The 15,276-nt window shown below is 59.0% G+C and carries 18 protein-coding genes; 9 read left to right on the forward strand and 9 right to left on the reverse strand.

The window, feature by feature from the left end; genetic code table 11:
* Position 1 precedes the first annotated feature (1 nt).
* From narH to QMK51_RS12400, 8 genes are all read left to right on the forward strand, one after another.
* Positions 2 to 1,540, forward strand: a complete 1,539-nt coding sequence (narH, locus tag QMK51_RS12365) for a nitrate reductase subunit beta (RefSeq protein ID WP_038982852.1) — start codon at positions 2 to 4, stop codon at positions 1,538 to 1,540.
* A 2-nt stretch (positions 1,541 to 1,542) separates the two neighbouring features.
* Positions 1,543 to 2,298 (forward strand): nitrate reductase molybdenum cofactor assembly chaperone, encoded by a 756-nt coding sequence (narJ, locus tag QMK51_RS12370; RefSeq protein WP_038982853.1) that lies wholly within the window; start codon positions 1,543 to 1,545, stop codon positions 2,296 to 2,298.
* Positions 2,291 to 2,971, forward strand: coding sequence for a respiratory nitrate reductase subunit gamma (gene narI / locus QMK51_RS12375; protein WP_320394229.1), 681 nt, complete (start codon positions 2,291 to 2,293; stop codon positions 2,969 to 2,971). The genes narJ and narI overlap by 8 nt, the downstream gene beginning before the upstream one ends.
* Positions 2,972 to 2,981: 10 nt before the next feature.
* On the forward strand, positions 2,982 to 3,938 hold the full coding sequence (locus QMK51_RS12380) for a peptidylprolyl isomerase (RefSeq protein ID WP_320394230.1): 957 nt from the start codon (positions 2,982 to 2,984) through the stop codon (positions 3,936 to 3,938).
* 24 nt (positions 3,939 to 3,962) lie between these two features.
* Positions 3,963 to 4,955 carry a GTP 3',8-cyclase MoaA gene (moaA, locus tag QMK51_RS12385; RefSeq protein WP_223488927.1) on the forward strand — a complete coding sequence of 331 codons (993 nt, stop codon included), beginning with the start codon at positions 3,963 to 3,965 and terminating at the stop codon, positions 4,953 to 4,955.
* 266 nt (positions 4,956 to 5,221) lie between these two features.
* Positions 5,222 to 7,237 carry a ribonucleoside triphosphate reductase gene (locus QMK51_RS12390; protein WP_320394231.1) on the forward strand — a complete coding sequence of 672 codons (2,016 nt, stop codon included), beginning with the start codon at positions 5,222 to 5,224 and terminating at the stop codon, positions 7,235 to 7,237.
* A 32-nt stretch (positions 7,238 to 7,269) separates the two neighbouring features.
* Entirely contained in the window at positions 7,270 to 7,437 is a 168-nt protein-coding gene (gene nrdD / locus QMK51_RS12395; RefSeq protein ID WP_017338867.1) for an anaerobic ribonucleoside-triphosphate reductase, read from the forward strand.
* Positions 7,434 to 8,129, forward strand: a complete 696-nt coding sequence (locus QMK51_RS12400) for an anaerobic ribonucleoside-triphosphate reductase activating protein (protein ID WP_320394232.1) — start codon at positions 7,434 to 7,436, stop codon at positions 8,127 to 8,129. Before nrdD ends, QMK51_RS12400 begins: the two co-directional genes overlap by 4 nt.
* Positions 8,130 to 8,145: 16 nt before the next feature.
* On the opposite strand, the gene QMK51_RS12405 is transcribed toward QMK51_RS12400, so the two are convergent.
* From QMK51_RS12405 to QMK51_RS12425, 5 genes are all read right to left on the reverse strand, one after another.
* Entirely contained in the window at positions 8,146 to 9,525 is a 1,380-nt protein-coding gene (locus tag QMK51_RS12405) for a 4Fe-4S binding protein (protein ID WP_320394233.1), read from the reverse strand.
* Positions 9,513 to 10,367 (reverse strand): FTR1 family iron permease, encoded by an 855-nt coding sequence (locus QMK51_RS12410; protein WP_320394234.1) that lies wholly within the window; start codon positions 10,365 to 10,367, stop codon positions 9,513 to 9,515. The genes QMK51_RS12405 and QMK51_RS12410 overlap by 13 nt, the downstream gene beginning before the upstream one ends.
* Positions 10,368 to 10,389: 22 nt before the next feature.
* A complete protein-coding gene (locus QMK51_RS12415; RefSeq protein WP_320394235.1) occupies positions 10,390 to 10,722 on the reverse strand; it encodes a cupredoxin domain-containing protein in 333 nt (110 codons plus the stop codon).
* Positions 10,723 to 11,247 (reverse strand): iron transporter, encoded by a 525-nt coding sequence (locus tag QMK51_RS12420; RefSeq protein ID WP_320394236.1) that lies wholly within the window; start codon positions 11,245 to 11,247, stop codon positions 10,723 to 10,725.
* An 87-nt stretch (positions 11,248 to 11,334) separates the two neighbouring features.
* Entirely contained in the window at positions 11,335 to 11,694 is a 360-nt protein-coding gene (locus QMK51_RS12425; RefSeq protein WP_320394237.1) for a hypothetical protein, read from the reverse strand.
* Between the two features lie 157 nt (positions 11,695 to 11,851).
* Here QMK51_RS12425 and QMK51_RS12430 point away from each other — a divergent pair, with 157 nt between their 5' ends.
* Entirely contained in the window at positions 11,852 to 12,064 is a 213-nt protein-coding gene (locus tag QMK51_RS12430) for a DUF3079 domain-containing protein (protein WP_320394238.1), read from the forward strand.
* Between the two features lie 508 nt (positions 12,065 to 12,572).
* On the opposite strand, the gene QMK51_RS12435 is transcribed toward QMK51_RS12430, so the two are convergent.
* The 4 genes from QMK51_RS12435 to QMK51_RS12450 all read right to left on the reverse strand — a co-directional run bounded on the left by QMK51_RS12435 (position 12,573) and on the right by QMK51_RS12450 (position 15,252).
* Positions 12,573 to 12,944, reverse strand: a complete 372-nt coding sequence (locus QMK51_RS12435; protein ID WP_413817536.1) for a winged helix-turn-helix transcriptional regulator — start codon at positions 12,942 to 12,944, stop codon at positions 12,573 to 12,575.
* A gap of 123 nt (positions 12,945 to 13,067) precedes the next feature.
* Entirely contained in the window at positions 13,068 to 14,156 is a 1,089-nt protein-coding gene (locus QMK51_RS12440; protein ID WP_320394239.1) for an alkene reductase, read from the reverse strand.
* 89 nt (positions 14,157 to 14,245) lie between these two features.
* On the reverse strand, positions 14,246 to 15,085 hold the full coding sequence (locus tag QMK51_RS12445; protein WP_320394240.1) for a pirin family protein: 840 nt from the start codon (positions 15,083 to 15,085) through the stop codon (positions 14,246 to 14,248).
* Entirely contained in the window at positions 15,082 to 15,252 is a 171-nt protein-coding gene (locus QMK51_RS12450; protein ID WP_320394241.1) for a hypothetical protein, read from the reverse strand. Before QMK51_RS12450 ends, QMK51_RS12445 begins: the two co-directional genes overlap by 4 nt.
* Between the last annotated feature and the right edge of the window lie 24 nt (positions 15,253 to 15,276).

The raw sequence follows: 15,276 nt of genomic DNA on the forward strand, positions 1-15,276 counted from the left end.
GATGAAGATTCGCTCACAAATCGGCATGGTTCTGAACCTGGACAAGTGCATCGGTTGCCACACCTGTTCGATCACCTGCAAAAACGTCTGGACCAGCCGCGAAGGCATGGAATACGCCTGGTTCAACAACGTTGAATCAAAACCCGGGATCGGCTACCCGAAAGAATGGGAAAACCAGGACAAGTGGAAGGGCGGCTGGATCCGCAACGCCAACGGCACGATCAACCCGCGAATCGGCGGTAAATTCCGCGTGTTGGCGAACATTTTCGCCAACCCGGATCTGCCGAGCCTCGACGATTACTACGAACCGTTCGACTTCGATTACCAGCACCTGCACACCGCGCCGCTGGGCGAGCATCAGCCCACTGCGCGCCCGCGTTCGCTGATCTCCGGCAAGCGCATGGAAAAAATCGAGTGGGGCCCGAACTGGGAAGAAATCCTCGGCACCGAATTCGCCAAGCGTCGCAAGGACAAGAACTTCGACAAGATTCAGGCGGACATTTACGGCGAGTACGAAAACACTTTCATGATGTATTTGCCGCGCCTGTGCGAGCACTGCCTCAACCCGACCTGCGCTGCGTCGTGCCCGAGCGGGGCGATCTACAAGCGTGAAGAAGACGGGATTGTCCTGATCGACCAGGAGAAATGCCGTGGCTGGCGGATGTGCATCAGCGGCTGTCCGTACAAGAAGATCTATTTCAACTGGAAAAGCGGCAAGTCCGAGAAGTGCATCTTCTGCTACCCGCGGATCGAAGCCGGGATGCCGACCGTTTGCGCCGAAACCTGCGTCGGGCGTATCCGTTACCTCGGTGTGCTGCTGTATGACGCCGACCGCATCAGCGAAGTGGCGAGCACCGCCAATGAGCAGGACCTGTATGAGAAACAACTGGAGATCTTCCTTGATCCGAACGACCCGGCGGTGATTCGCCAGGCCCTGGCCGATGGCGTACCGCAGTCGGTGATCGATTCAGCCCAGCGTTCGCCGGTCTACAAAATGGCCGTGGACTGGAAACTCGCACTGCCGCTGCACCCGGAATACCGCACCTTGCCGATGGTCTGGTACGTGCCGCCGCTGTCGCCGATCCAGAACGCCGCCACTGCCGGCACCGTCGGTATGAACGGGGTGATCCCGGATGTCGACAGCCTGCGTATTCCACTCAAATACCTGGCCAACCTGCTGACAGCGGGTGATGAAAAACCGGTCAAACGTGCGCTTAAACGCTTGCTGGCGATGCGTGCCTACAAACGTTCCGAGCAAGTCGATGGCGTTCAGGACCTGCAAGTACTCAAGGATGTCGGCTTGAGCGTGGCCCAGGTCGAAGAGATGTATCGCTACCTGGCGATTGCCAACTATGAAGACCGCTTTGTGGTACCGAGCGCGCACCGTGAAGACGCCATGAGCGACGCCTTTGCCGAGCGCTCCGGTTGCGGCTTCAGTTTCGGCAGCGGCTGCAGCGGCAGTTCCGACACCAACATGTTCGGTGCGAAGAAAGCCAACCGCCGCGACATCCTGAAAACCGTGCAGTTGTGGGAGGAATGAGCATGCAAATTCTCAAAGTGATTTCGCTGTTGCTCGATTATCCGACCGAGACGCTGATTGGCGGTCGCGACGAACTGGAGCAGGCGATTATCCAGTCACGGGAGATCAGCCCTAAACAGCGCGGTGCGTTGTTCGAATTGCTCGAGCTGATCTGCGCCAATGACCTGATGGATGGGCAGGAGCACTACGGTGCGCTGTTCGGTCGAGGTCGCTCGCTCTCGCTGCTGTTGTTCGAGCACGTGCATGGCGAATCCCGCGACCGTGGCCAGGCGATGGTCGACATGATGGCGCAATACGAAGAAGCCGGTTTTGCCATCGGCGTCAAAGAGCTGCCGGACTATATCCCGCTGTATCTGGAGTTCCTGTCCACCCGCGAAGACATTGAGGCCCGCGAGGGCCTGGCGGATGTTTCGCACTTGCTGGCCTTGCTCGCGGCGCGTCTGGAAGAGCGCGAAAGCGCCTATGCCAGCTGCTTCCGGGCGCTGCTGCAAATCGCCGGGGCCGAACCGCATCAGGCAGTGGCCGACTTGCGGGCGCAGGTGGCGGCGGAACCGCGCGACGACTCCCTCGAAGCCCTCGACAAGATCTGGGAAGAGGAGGCCGTGGACTTTCTCCAGGCCGAACAGCAGGACCGTTGCAGTGGGCTGCCAAGCGCACCGGGCAAGGCTCGGGAAGAAAGCGCGGTGCCGTTGCACTGGGTAGATTTTCAGCATGAAGGGCTGGCCGCTGCGCCGGCCAAGGAGGTAGGCAATGTCTAAGTGGAACCTGTTGTTGTTCGGGATCTATCCCTATGTCGCTTTGGCTATTTGCCTGATTGGCAGCTGGGCACGCTTCGATCTGTCGCAGTACACCTGGAAGGCCGGCTCCAGCCAGATGCTCAACCAGCGCGGCATGCGCATGGCGAGCAACTTCTTCCACATTGGCGTGTTGTTCATATTGGCCGGGCATTTCGTCGGTCTGCTGACGCCAGCGTCGGTTTATCACCATGTCATCAGCACTGAGAACAAGCAGTTGCTGGCGATGGTGTCCGGCGGGTTCTTTGGCCTGTTGTGCCTGGTCGGCCTGCTGATGCTGGTCAATCGGCGGCTCAACGATCCACGGGTTCGCGCCGCCTCCAGCGCTTCGGACATCCTGATTCTGCTGGTGCTGCTGGCGCAGTTGCTGCTCGGTCTGCTGACGATTGTTGCATCGACCGGCCACATGGACGGCTCGGTGATGGTAATGCTCGCCGACTGGGCGCAGAACACCGTGCTGTTGCGGCCGATGGAAGCGGCGGCGTCGATCGCGCCGGTCGGGCTGACCTACAAGCTGCACGTGTTTCTCGGTTTGACCCTGTTTGTGCTGTTCCCCTTCACCCGTCTCGTACACATGATCAGCGCACCGATCTGGTACCTGGGGCGTCGTTATCAAATCGTTCGTCAGAAGTACTGAGGAGACAATCATGTCAGGTGGATGTGGATGTGGTGGTAGTAACGGCGGCAGCGGTGGTTGCGGCTCTTCCAAAAAAACAGAGTCTTCGGTGCCGGACGTGGTCGACATCGCGCAGTTCGAAGCACTGCCGGTTGAGCCGGCGGCTGCCGATGACGCCCCGGCGCAGTTGATCGCCAGCAGCGAACAGGAGTGGCCGATCATCAGCGTCAACGAGGTGTCGATCACCCCGGAAGCGATGGCCCAGGAGCTGCAATATCACCCGGCCGAAAGCCGCGAGGAGGCGGTCTATCTGGCCGCCCGGGCGTTGGTGATCCGCGAGTTGTTGCAGCAGCGCATTGCCGAACTCGGCGTGTCGATGGAAATCGGTGCCGGTGAGAACGAAGAAGAAGCGGCCACGCGCTTGTTGCTCGAACGCGAGGTGCACGTGCCGCAGTGCGATGAGGAAACCAGTCTGCGCTACTACGAAAACAATCGCGGGCGCTTTCATAGCGCACCGTTGCTGGCGGTACGGCACATCCTGCTCGAATGCGCGCCGGACGATGCCGAAGCCCGCGAGCTGGCGCATGTTCAGGCGGAAATTTTGCTGGCACGACTGGATGAATTCCCTGGCAGTTTCGCCGAGCTGGCCGTGAAGTATTCGGCCTGTCCGTCGAAGGCTCAGGGCGGTTCCCTGGGACAGATCAGCAAGGGCCAGACCGTGCCCGAACTGGAACGTCAGCTGTTCACCCTGGCGCCGGGCCTGGCCAGCAAACCGCTGGAAAGTCGCTACGGCTGGCACGTGGTCAGTGTCGATCAGCGGATCGAAGGCATGCCGTTGCCCTATGAAGTGGTGTCGACGGCGATTCGCACGCAGTTGCAGCAAGGCGTCTGGCAAAAAGCCCTGGTGCAGTACCTGCAAACCCTGATCGGTGCGGCGGATATTCGCGGCATCCACTTGCAGGGCGCCGACTCACCGCTGGTGCAGTGACCCAAGGCAAACCGGGGAGATGTGATGAACGCTGTAATGCAGGATGGCTTTGGGCGGCAGATCGATTATCTGCGGATGTCGGTGACGGACCGTTGTGATTTTCGCTGTGTGTATTGCATGGCGAAAAACATGACCTTCCTGCCGCGTCAACAGGTGCTCACGCTGGAAGAGTTGCAGCGTCTGGCAACGCTGTTCGTCGGGTTGGGCGTACGCAAAATCCGTCTGACCGGAGGCGAGCCGCTGATTCGTCCGGGCATTGTCGAACTGTGCCGCAACATCGCCGCGCTGCCCGGTTTGCGCGAACTGGTCATGACCAGCAACGGCTCGCAACTGGGCCGTCTGGCGCGGCCATTGGCGGAGGCGGGGGTCAAGCGGATGAACATCAGCCTCGATAGCCTGGACGGGCAGAAATTTCGCGCGATCACCCGCATCGGCGATCTTGATCAAGTGCTCAACGGCATTGAGGCGGCGCGGGACGCAGGGTTTGAGCGGATCAAGCTCAACTGCGTGGTGATGAAAGGACGCAACTTCGATGAAGTCCCGGCGCTGGTGCAATACGCCATCGATCAGCGCATCGATATCAGTTTCATCGAAGAAATGCCCTTGGGCGATGTTGGCCGTTCCCGGGGCGAATCGTTTTGTTCCAGTGACGAGGTACGGGCGCTGATCGCCAGCCAACATCGGTTACTCGACAGCACTGAAAACAGCGGCGGACCGGCGCGCTACGTGCGCCTGGAACGCCATCCCGATACCCGGATCGGTTTCATTTCACCCAACAGCCACAACTTCTGTGGCAGCTGCAACCGGGTGCGGATGACCGTTGAAGGGAAGCTGTTGCTTTGTCTGGGGCAGGATGACGCGCTGGATTTACGCGGATTGCTGCGGCGTTATCCGCTGGATGACCAGCCGCTGATCAATGCGGTGCAGAAGGCCTTGCGCGGCAAGCCATTACGCCACGATTTCAGCCCCGAAGGGGAGGTGCAGATTGTGCGGTTTATGAACATGAGTGGTGGTTGAGCTGTTCTGTAAAACACAGCAAATCCAATGTGGGAGCGAGCCTGCTCGCGATAGCGGTAGAACAGTCGACATCTATGTTGAATGTGCTGCAGTCATCGCGAGCAGGCTCGCTCCCACATTAGGTTTTCTTCTGTCGTCATCGGGCGATTTTTTTCACTGCCAAATCTTGATGTCGATCAATTGCAGATCAGCGCTTTGTCCGTAGCCTTAACTGCATGTTGTGTTTGTTTGTAAGTAAACATCTATATGTAGTATCTGGAGGCCGAATGCAGAGCACGCTGATCTCAGTAGGATGTAACCGCTTGCACAAGCGCGATGGCAGTCTGGTCGCCTTCGACGCGGACAAGATCCGTCAGGCATTGATCGCCGCCGGCAAGGCAACCGGAGAGTACACCGACGTTGAAGTCGAAGGTTTGCTCGAAGCGGTACTGGCGCGGTTGGAAGGTCTGCCGAGGCTGCATGTCGAGCAGATCCAGGATCGTGTTGAACGGGTATTGATGGACGCCGGTTTCTTCTTCGCCATGCGCGCCTACATTGTCTACCGCGAACAACACGGGCGATTGCGTCGCGACCGTCGGACCATGGTCGAAGTGGCGACTTCAATGAACGAATACCTGGACCGTGAAGACTGGCGGGTCCAGGCCAACGCCAATCAGGGCTATTCCCTGGGCGGGCTGGTGTTGAACGTGTCGGGCAAGGTCACCGCCAACTACTGGCTGGACGAGGTGTACAGCGAGGCCATCGGCCAGGCCCACCGCGAGGCGGATTTGCATGTGCACGACCTGGACATGCTCGCCGGTTATTGCGCCGGCTGGTCGCTGCGTACCCTGTTGCACGAGGGGCTCAACGGTGTGCCGGGGCGTGTCGAAGCCGGGCCGCCGAAGCACTTGAGCAGCGCCCTGGGGCAGATGGTGAATTTCCTCGGCACCCTGCAAAACGAATGGGCCGGTGCCCAGGCGTTCAGCTCGTTCGACACCTACCTGGCGCCCTATGTGCGCAAGGATCAGCTGAGTTATCAGGAGGTGCGCCAGGCGATCCAGGAGTTCATCTACAACCTCAACGTGCCATCGCGCTGGGGCACGCAGACACCGTTCACCAACCTGACCTTCGATTGGGTGTGCCCGCAGGATTTGCGTGAGCAGATACCCGTCATCGGCGGTGAGGAAATGCCGTTTGCCTATGGCGACCTGCAAGTCGAAATGGACCTGCTCAACCGCGCCTACATCGAGGTGATGCAGGCAGGCGATGCGAAAGGGCGCGTGTTCACCTTTCCGATCCCGACCTACAACATCACCCATGATTTTCCATGGGACAGTGAAAACGCCGACCGTCTGTTCGAGATGACGGCGCGTTACGGTTTGCCGTACTTCCAGAACTTCCTCAATTCGGACCTGCAGCCCAATCAGGTGCGTTCGATGTGCTGCCGGTTGCAGCTGGATGTGCGCGAGTTGCTCAAGCGCGGCGGCGGTTTGTTCGGCTCGGCGGAGCAGACCGGATCGCTCGGCGTGGTGACCATCAACTGCGCCCGTTTGGGCTATGTGTTCAAGGGCAACACCAGTGGTTTGTTGCAGCGCCTGGACACGCTGATGGAGCTGGCGATGGAGAGCCTGGAGGTCAAGCGCAAGGTGATTCAGCACCACATGGATGCCGGTTTATACCCTTACACCAAGCGTTACCTGGGCACCTTGCGCAACCATTTCTCCACCATCGGCCTCAACGGCCTGCATGAAATGCTGCGCAATTTCACCGGCGACGAGGAGGGCATGCACACCGAGCAGGGCCGCAAGTTTGCCCTGAATATGCTGGACCATGTGCGCGCCACGTTGCTGCGTTTCCAGGAGGAAACCGGTCATCTCTACAACCTGGAAGCGACACCGGCGGAGGGCACCACGTACCGCTTCGCCAAGGAAGACCTCAAGCGCTATCCCGACATTCTCCAGGCCGGCAGTGTGCAGGCGCCGTATTACACCAACTCCTCGCAACTGCCCGTGGGCTATACCGAAGACCCTTTCGAAGCGCTGGAGCTTCAAGACGAACTGCAATGCAAATACACCGGCGGCACCGTCTTGCATCTGTACATGGCCGAACGGATTTCTTCGACAGAGGCCTGCAAGCAACTGGTGCGAAAATCCCTTGGCCGCTTCCGCCTGCCGTACCTGACCGTGACGCCGACCTTCTCCATCTGCCCGGTGCACGGCTACCTCGATGGCGAACATGAGTTCTGCCCAAAATGCGACGAGGCTCTGCTGCTGCAAGAACAGAAAGCCGGCATCGTCCATTGATTTCGATCCACTCAACCGCAAGGAGCTTCACCATGACTGCATCGCAAACACTGCCCCAGGCTCAACGTCAACGCTGCGAAGTCTGGACCCGGGTGATGGGCTATCACCGTCCTGTGTCGGCGTTCAATCCGGGTAAACAGTCGGAGCACCGTGAGCGGGTGCACTTCACTGAAAGCGCGGCACTGGCCGGGCGCCAATGAGTCGAATGCTTCGGGTCGGGGGCATGGTGCCCCTGACCACTATCGACTATCCGGGACAGCTCGCCTGCGTGCTGTTTTGCCAGGGGTGCGCCTGGCGTTGTCGTTATTGTCATAACCCGCAGTTGATCCCCCCTCGTGGCAGTGAGGAAGTGGATTGGCGGCGGGTGTTGGCGTTTCTGCAACGTCGTCAGGATCTGCTCGATGCCGTGGTGTTCAGCGGCGGTGAGCCAACCCTGCAGGACGGCTTGCTCGGCGCCATGGATGAAGTGCGGGACATGGGATTTCGCATCGGTCTGCACAGCGCCGGCATCAAACCAGCCGCCTTCGCCAAGGCATTGACCGGCGCGGATTGGGTCGGTTTCGACGTCAAGGCGTTGCCCGAAGATTGCCAGGCCATCACTCGGGTCGAGGGCAGCGGAACCGCCAACTGGCGCAGTCTCGAGCATCTGCTGGCCAGTGGAGTGGACTACGAATGTCGCACCACTGTGCATTGGCATCTGTTCGAGCCGGCACGTCTTCTGACGCTGGCAAAACGCTTGAATGCGCTTGGCGTCAAACGCTTCGCCGTGCAACTGGTTCGCACCGAGCGGATGTTCGATCCACTGTTGCCGAGCGTTTCCGCACAAGCGTTGTTGCCAGAGTTGTGGGAGGCCATGCGCGAGTTGTTCCCAACCTTTGTGCTACGGGGGTAATGGGGGCTGGGGGAACTCAAGCCCAGCCCCAGAACTGCAACCACCAGCCAAACCCGATCAGGCCGTTGGCGAGTAACAGGCAAACGCCCCCCGACACACGCCGAGCCAGGGAAATACTTTCGTGTTTCAGCCGCTTCCAACCCAGTAGCAGGCTCCACCCCATGGCGGCCAATAGCAGACAGGCCCTGGCGGGTTGTACCCACTCCAGCAGCAGACCTTCATAACGCAGTAATTTGACGGTGGTGGCCGACAGCCCGAGAAACAGTCCGGCGCCACCCAGAGGCGTGAGTGTCAGCGCCAGAGGCCAATACAGTGCGTGATCTTGCGCCAGTCGGGCCGTCAGGCGCAGGAGCAGCATCAACGCCGTGCCGAGCATGATCGAACTCACACTCAAGTAAGCGACAATGCTGAAGCCGTCGAGCCAGCTGAAGCTGTCGTTGAGTTGCGGGTAATGGGTCAGCAACCACCAGGGGGCGTTGTCCCGTAAGGCCCAGAGCTGGTTGTGTTCTACCAGCCACTGGGCCAGGTTTTGTTTGAGGGCGATAAACCATGGGCTGACCGTCCACTGAAACGCGCCTATGGCCAAGCCGATCACGCCGAACAGCAGCAAGCGTGTATCCCAAGGGGACAGCGTCTGCGCGGTTGCGTGAAGAATCTCCTGATTGCTGGAGCGGGCGATCAGTTGAACGGCACCGCGTTGCCCGCTGCAGCGTCCGCAGGCGTGGCAATCACTGGCGCCTTGCAGGCGGCGGATATCGAGCAGGGGAGCGCAGTTGGGTGGCGGCAGGCGGGGTGCGGAATTCTCTATCCAGTGTTGTTCATCGACCTGAAAGTGCACCGGGGCCAACCGCGCGAGCAGGGCGAAAACGCCGCTGACCGGGCACAGGTAACGGCACCAGACCCGTTTGCCCCGGGCGAACAACAACCCAACGATGACCGCTGCGACGGTCGAGCCCCCCAGAATCAACAGCGCGGCCTGGGCGTAGTCATAGACGCTGATCAACTGGCCGTAGAGGGTCGTCAGGCAGAACGCCAATGTAGGCCAGCCGCCCCAGCGCAACCAGCGCGGCACACCCAGGCCTTTACCGTAATGGCTGGCCCATTCACTGAGCGAACCTTCCGGGCACAGAACGCCACACCAGAGTCGACCGAAGCACACCATCGACAGCAACACGAACGGCCACCAGATCCCCCAGAATAAAAACTGCGCGAGCAAGGTCAGGTTGTCGAGTATCCGTGCCTGGCTGTCCGGCAGCGGCAACAGCGCCGGAGTCACCAACAGCACCGCGTAAAACAGAACGACAGCCCACTGCACGGCTCGAATGACGGGCGCATGGCGACGCATCCCGTCGCCCAGGCGCTGGAGCCATTGATTGTGCCGGCTCAGGTCAGGCATGGGACTTTCTCCGCAGTCCGTTGGCGTAGCCAGGCGCTGACGGCCAGCCAGTAACTGACCCACACCAGGAAGGTCATGCCGCTGGGCGTTGCGCGATAACCGACGAAGCCGGCCAAAAAGCTCCCCAATCCATGGCTGTCGCTCAGCAACGCGCTGCTGTCCCAAATCGACTCGCCTACGAGGCTGTAAACCACATCCGGCACATCCAGGGCAAGCAGTTGGCTGCCGATTCGCTCGGTGCCGCTGATCAGTAACGCCGCGCCGAGCACGAGCAAGATGACTTCGCTGATGGCAAAGAATCGTTGCCATGAAATGAAGCGGCGACTGCTGTGCAGCAGCGTAATAGTCAGCGCGGACAGCACCAGCCCCAACACGCCGCCGACGGCAAACAAACCGAGCTGCGGACCTCGCAGCCGAGCCCCGGCGCCATAGAGGAATACCACCGTTTCGCTGCCTTCGCGACTGATCGCGAGCATGGCCAGCAGTAATAAACCTGCGCCACCCTGGCGGGCCAGGTGGCTATCGGCGTGCCGTCGCAAATCGTGATTGAGGGTGCGCCCGTGACGGTGCATCCAGCCGACCATTTGCACCATTAACAGGCTGGCAAACAGTGCGAGTGCGGCCTGGAACCATTCACTGGCCGACCCGTTCATGGCCTCACCGGCAAACAGAATCAGCCCCGCCAGCAGGCCCGAGAGCATCAACCCCAGCATCACACCCGCCCAGAGGTATTTGACCAAACGATGACGTTGGCCTTGCTGGCTGGCCCAGGCCTGGAGAATACCGATCACCAGCAGCGCCTCGACGCTTTCGCGCCAGACGATGAACATTGATTGATTCATGGAAGCTCCGTGCGCTAACAGGTTATTTCGCGAGGATGCCGCCCTCGGGCAATTGCGGATTGAACTCGTCGAAAAAGGGGTAGTGGCCGGATCTGAGGGGGTGAATGACGACGAAGGTGGTCACGCCTGGTGACAGCACTTTTTCAACCCGCAGCGGTGTGCTCTCGAACTCGGCCGGCCCCTGACCGCTGTTTCTCAGGACGATCTTGAAGCGCTGTCCGGCCGGAACCTCGAGTAAGGCAGGGGAGAAGTGGCCATCACGCAGGATCAGTTCGTAGCTCGGCAAGTCGGCATGGACTGTCAACGGCGCAGCGGCTCCGGCCACCATCAGCCAGGCAAGAGGCAGGCGCTTCATTCAATAGCCACCTTTTTTACCGATGCCGGCGTAGATGAACTCGTAGTGCAGTTCGCAGCGTTCGAACCAGGGTGCTACACCGGTTTCCTTATCGGTATGAAGCCCGAGGGAGCCGTGACCGGAGGGTGGTAGCACGGTGAAGGTCAGCCGATATTTGCCCGGCCCCAGCAGCTTCACATTGTCGCCATAGTGCGGGCCGTCATTGGCGACCATGGCATGGAAGTCGCCCTTGATCTCGCCCGGATTACCCGCTCTGCTCAAGTTGAACGAGACGTTGAGGTAAGGCACGAAACTGCCTTCCTGAAAGCCCTGTCGATTGTCCGCGGTGGCCCGAATGTCGGCTTCCAGGTGAACATCGGAATCGACCGTCGCCCGCATCATGCCCGCCGGGGCCATCTCGATGGGTTGCAGATACACCGCCCCGACTTCCAGCCCCTGACACAGCTGTGGTTCCCCGATCGGGTATTCCTTTGCGTGAGCCAGCGGTACGAACAAGAGCAGGGCGAGTGAGAGGTGGGTACGCATAATGTCTTCCTGGGCACTAACGAGTAGGAACCCGAGTCTAGGAAGATTTTCTGCGAACAATAATGATTGTTATCAAGTTTCGAGCATTTAAACCGATGGCTCGTCACGCTGGCGAAAGCGCTGGGCGCGCTCGACGCTGTGGGTCATCTGTGCCGCCGCATGAACGGTCAAGGGATGCTGGGTAAAACCGGGTCTGGGGGAAATGTAGTCGGCCATTTCCCGGGCAATGGCGAGCTGACGTTCCGAGCCTTCTGCCAGCAGCGCGATGACCAGGTTTTCCAAGGCAATCACTCGGACACGCAAGTGAACCAGTTCGGCGTTGGTCAAGGCGGGCGGGGCGGTAAACGCGTCGCCATCGATGGATGTTGCTGCGTTTTGATCGTCCCATGTCGACAGGGTTGGATGGTCTGGTGTCCCAACGTTTGGCAAAGGATTTTTATTGAGCATGAGCGACGTCTCCAAGTCTGTTCAGCCGTTAGAAGCTTAGCTCCAGGATCGCGATAGGGAGGGCAGTCGCTCGATGTCGATTCTTGATATCGATCAAGGATGGTTTTGCACAAAGGCTGTAGGTTGAAAGAACGTCTCTCAATGATCGGAGATCGACATGGCCAAGAACTTCCCCGTCAACCCTAAGCACCCCGAGCGGATCTGTTGGGGATGCGACCGGTATTGTCCAGCCAAGTCCCTGGCGTGCGGTAATGGCTCCGACCGTACGATGCATCCGGCCGAACTGTTCGGGGAAGATTGGCATCTGCTTGGCGACTGGGGTATTGAGCGCCTCATCGTCACAGACAAGACGGCGGCTGACGGCATCTAGCGCAAGCCCAGACTGGTCGTACAGGCGCTTTTGCCAAGGATTCGCCTCTCTTTCCAAGTGGATGTTTTTTCAATGGTCAACTTGATACTCGTCTCAATTCATCTGGTTGTCCGCCCGACAGTCATAAAACGCTGCTTATCGAGCGGCGTTTTTGTTTGTGCGTAACTGATGTCTTCAGTTTGATAACAATGTTCAAATGACTTGAAGCAGAACCCAATAATGAATCTTAGAGGCCTAACGTTTGACATGAGAGGCTTGACCAGACTTGCCAGAACAGCCTTTCGATGGAAGGGTTAGACCTCAGGGGGTGGACTTGCATTCGTGCACTCAAAGCGGGGCGTATTAGTGTGGTGCCGGGGTGATGAATTGATGCAGCGCAGTCATTCTCAATGTCGCTGGTAAAGTTGTACCCGAATCTACGGCCGTGAACCAGAACGCACGATTCAATAGTGCAGTCGCCAATGCGGCAGCCCCTCTCAGGCGAGTCAGCACAAACCTGCTTGCAACGTCATCGTGCCGCCGCCTCGTCAAACTGTAACCGAGCCGCTTCGACCTCGGGCAATTTGGCGAGCGTCCATTTGTGCAATTCGCGAAACGGCTGCTGCAAGGTTCGGCCAAGCGGTGTGATCTCATATAGCACCGCCACGGGCGAAAACGAGATGACCTGTCGCGAGACCAGACCATTGAGTTCTAGCCGCCGGAGGCACTGTGTGAGTGCCTTCTGCGTCACCCCCTCGAATCGACGCCTAACGGCGTTAAAGCGCTGTGGTCCTTCATCGAGCACGGCCAGAACCATCATGGACCACTTGTCTGCGATTTGATCAAGTGAGTGAATTGGTCCTCGCGCCTGACATGCTGGCCGAGTTGGAGGCGCTGGGATAGCGGACGGAGCGTCCAGGGCTGATTAGTTGGAGCTTTTACCAAACAGCCCTGTAAGCGCCAGCGAATGGCTCGCGATCGCCGTGAGACATAACGCTGACTGATGTCTAATCCAGTATTTTGCTCATAGTGTCGATCGGGATTGCGCCATGGTCGGATAGTCCGTGTAACCGCGTTCCTCACCTTGGTAGAACGTCGTTGGGTCTGCTTCGTTCAAGGACTCGCCGTGTTTGAATCGCTCCACCAAATCCGGGTTGGCCAGGAACCCGGTGCCAAACGACACCAGATCAGCATCACCTAAGCTGAGCGCCGTTGCGGCTCGCTCTGCGTCATAGCCACCATTGGCGATGTAGGTGCCACCGAAACGACGCTTTAATTCCCTGAAATCGAATGACCCTACACCGAGTTCCACCACGTGAAGGTAGGCCAGCCCATAGCGACTGAGCATCTTCGCCGCGTAGTTGAAAGTTGCTTGGGGATCGCTGTCGCTCATGGAGAAATAATTGAAGATCGGCGACAGGCGAACACCCACGCGGCTGGCTCCGAAGACCTCGATGACGGACTCGACTACTTCCTTGAGAAATCGACCGCGATTCTCTACAGAACCGCCGTAGGTATCGGTTCGGTCATTGGTGCCATCGCGCAGGAACTGGTCGATCAAGTAACCGTTCGCACCGTGGATTTCAACGCCGTCGAATCCAGCACGTTTTGCGTTTTCAGCACCTTGGCGAAAATCAGCGATCACGTCAGGAATCTCATCGAGATCCAGAGCCCTTGGGATTTCGTAAGTCTTGAATCCCTCAGAAGTGTAAATCTCGCCATCAGCCTTGATCGCTGAAGGTGCTACTGGCAGGGCGCTGTTGATCTGCACCAATGGATGTGAGAGCCGTCCGACATGCCAGAGTTGCAGGAATATCCGTCCACCTTCTGCATGAACAGCGTCGGTCACTTGTTTCCAGCCCGCGATTTGTTCGGAGGTGAAGATGCCCGGCGTTCTCAAATAGCCTTTGCCTTGTGCCGAGACCTGAGAACCCTCGGTGATGATGAGGCCGGCACCGGCACGTTGCCGGTAATACTCAACCACGGTGGGTGTCGGAGCATCACCTTCACCGGCGCGGCTTCGCGTCAAAGGCGCCATGACCATGTGGTTTTTCAGAGGGAGGGAGCCGATTTGTGCAGGGGACAAAAGCAGGTCGAGATTGCTCGTGGTCATGATGTATCTCAGTAGGTTGAGGATTAATAATTCGGGATTGGTGGGATGTTTAGCGGAGAGTCGTATCGACTGAAGGCGCGCCTCCGGGGCTAGCTCAATCGTCCCTCCTGCCGCAGGCGTTCGCCGATGCGCTGTATCTCAGTTTCGCCCTGTGCCAGAGCTGCCCTGCTCGTGTGTACTGAGTAGTAGCCCGTCACCAGTTCGTGCGGATGCTTCACTGCTGAGCCCAGTACGAATGAGCATTCGCCTTGAGCCACGAAATCGATGTATTGCTCGGACTCCTCGAATACGGCGAGTTCGCCGGCATTAATCAGGTCCCCTGTGTCCAGCCGTCCTGCATCAACCGCGAGCCAGGCCACGGTGTGTCCGGACGGCGGGGTATACCGCCAGCGCTCGCCGTCTTTCAAATTCACGGCGAGATAGTTCATGTCACTCGGCGCTTCAATCAGGGTCTGGGCATTACCGTAGCGGCCCAGGAGTACGCGCGCCGGGCCTGATTGCGGAACTTGGGAGGGCGCAAGATAGACACTCAGCGCGGGGGCGTTTTCCAACGACGGCGGTAGTGCCACCCAGAGCTGGAATCCCTGCATTGAGGACTCGTTGGCTAGCGTAGCGTCGTGCCACACCCCGTTGCCGGCGCGCATCCACTCAACACCACCGGCGAGCAATACACCTGCCGCGCCAGTGGTGTCTTCGTAGGCGACGTCGCCTTTGGTCATGAAGGTAACCGTCGCGATCCCTGAGTGCGGGTGCATGCCGAAATTGGACTTACCGCGACTGGCGTTCAAACTGAAAATATCAAGGAAAATGAAAGGCTTCAAAAGCTCGCCAAGATCGCCCGGGCTCATAAGCCGCGTTATAGGGCCATGGGTGCTGCCCCTGGTGCGATGGACAATGGCGCGTTGCAGAACAGCGACGGTGGCGGTCATAAGTTTTCTCTCGGGGTTTTGAGCGCCTGGGCACACCAGACAATGTCGTCGAGCAGCGCTTTGGCTGCCTGGGCCAGATGCGGGTAATCGCTGAAGTTCTTTCCCTGTTGCCAGATGCCGATGAATTCAGCGGTGCCGATGTGCACCGCATTGCGTACCGGGGCCATCTGCAACTCAATGGCCTCCAGCTG

It is taken from the genome of Pseudomonas sp. P9_31 (genome assembly GCF_034008235.1).
GTDB lineage: Bacteria > Pseudomonadota > Gammaproteobacteria > Pseudomonadales > Pseudomonadaceae > Aquipseudomonas.

What these genes read in the sequence shown, in the direction of transcription:
- moaA (WP_223488927.1), top strand. Translation starts at nt 3,963, where the DNA reads ATGAACGCTGTAATGCAGGATGGCTTTGGGCGGCAGATCGATTATCTG.
- QMK51_RS12380 (WP_320394230.1), top strand. Translation starts at nt 2,982, where the DNA reads ATGTCAGGTGGATGTGGATGTGGTGGTAGTAACGGCGGCAGCGGTGGT.
- QMK51_RS12440 (WP_320394239.1), bottom strand. Translation starts at nt 14,156, where the DNA reads ATGACCACGAGCAATCTCGACCTGCTTTTGTCCCCTGCACAAATCGGC.
- QMK51_RS12400 (WP_320394232.1), top strand. Translation starts at nt 7,434, where the DNA reads ATGAGTCGAATGCTTCGGGTCGGGGGCATGGTGCCCCTGACCACTATC.
- narJ (WP_038982853.1), top strand. Translation starts at nt 1,543, where the DNA reads ATGCAAATTCTCAAAGTGATTTCGCTGTTGCTCGATTATCCGACCGAG.
- QMK51_RS12430 (WP_320394238.1), top strand. Translation starts at nt 11,852, where the DNA reads ATGGCCAAGAACTTCCCCGTCAACCCTAAGCACCCCGAGCGGATCTGT.
- QMK51_RS12410 (WP_320394234.1), bottom strand. Translation starts at nt 10,367, where the DNA reads ATGAATCAATCAATGTTCATCGTCTGGCGCGAAAGCGTCGAGGCGCTG.
- QMK51_RS12450 (WP_320394241.1), bottom strand. Translation starts at nt 15,252, where the DNA reads ATGGCCCCGGTACGCAATGCGGTGCACATCGGCACCGCTGAATTCATC.
- QMK51_RS12420 (WP_320394236.1), bottom strand. Translation starts at nt 11,247, where the DNA reads ATGCGTACCCACCTCTCACTCGCCCTGCTCTTGTTCGTACCGCTGGCT.
- QMK51_RS12415 (WP_320394235.1), bottom strand. Translation starts at nt 10,722, where the DNA reads ATGAAGCGCCTGCCTCTTGCCTGGCTGATGGTGGCCGGAGCCGCTGCG.
- QMK51_RS12390 (WP_320394231.1), top strand. Translation starts at nt 5,222, where the DNA reads ATGCAGAGCACGCTGATCTCAGTAGGATGTAACCGCTTGCACAAGCGC.
- QMK51_RS12405 (WP_320394233.1), bottom strand. Translation starts at nt 9,525, where the DNA reads ATGCCTGACCTGAGCCGGCACAATCAATGGCTCCAGCGCCTGGGCGAC.
- narI (WP_320394229.1), top strand. Translation starts at nt 2,291, where the DNA reads ATGTCTAAGTGGAACCTGTTGTTGTTCGGGATCTATCCCTATGTCGCT.
- QMK51_RS12425 (WP_320394237.1), bottom strand. Translation starts at nt 11,694, where the DNA reads ATGCTCAATAAAAATCCTTTGCCAAACGTTGGGACACCAGACCATCCA.
- QMK51_RS12445 (WP_320394240.1), bottom strand. Translation starts at nt 15,085, where the DNA reads ATGACCGCCACCGTCGCTGTTCTGCAACGCGCCATTGTCCATCGCACC.
- narH (WP_038982852.1), top strand. Translation starts at nt 2, where the DNA reads ATGAAGATTCGCTCACAAATCGGCATGGTTCTGAACCTGGACAAGTGC.
- nrdD (WP_017338867.1), top strand. Translation starts at nt 7,270, where the DNA reads ATGACTGCATCGCAAACACTGCCCCAGGCTCAACGTCAACGCTGCGAA.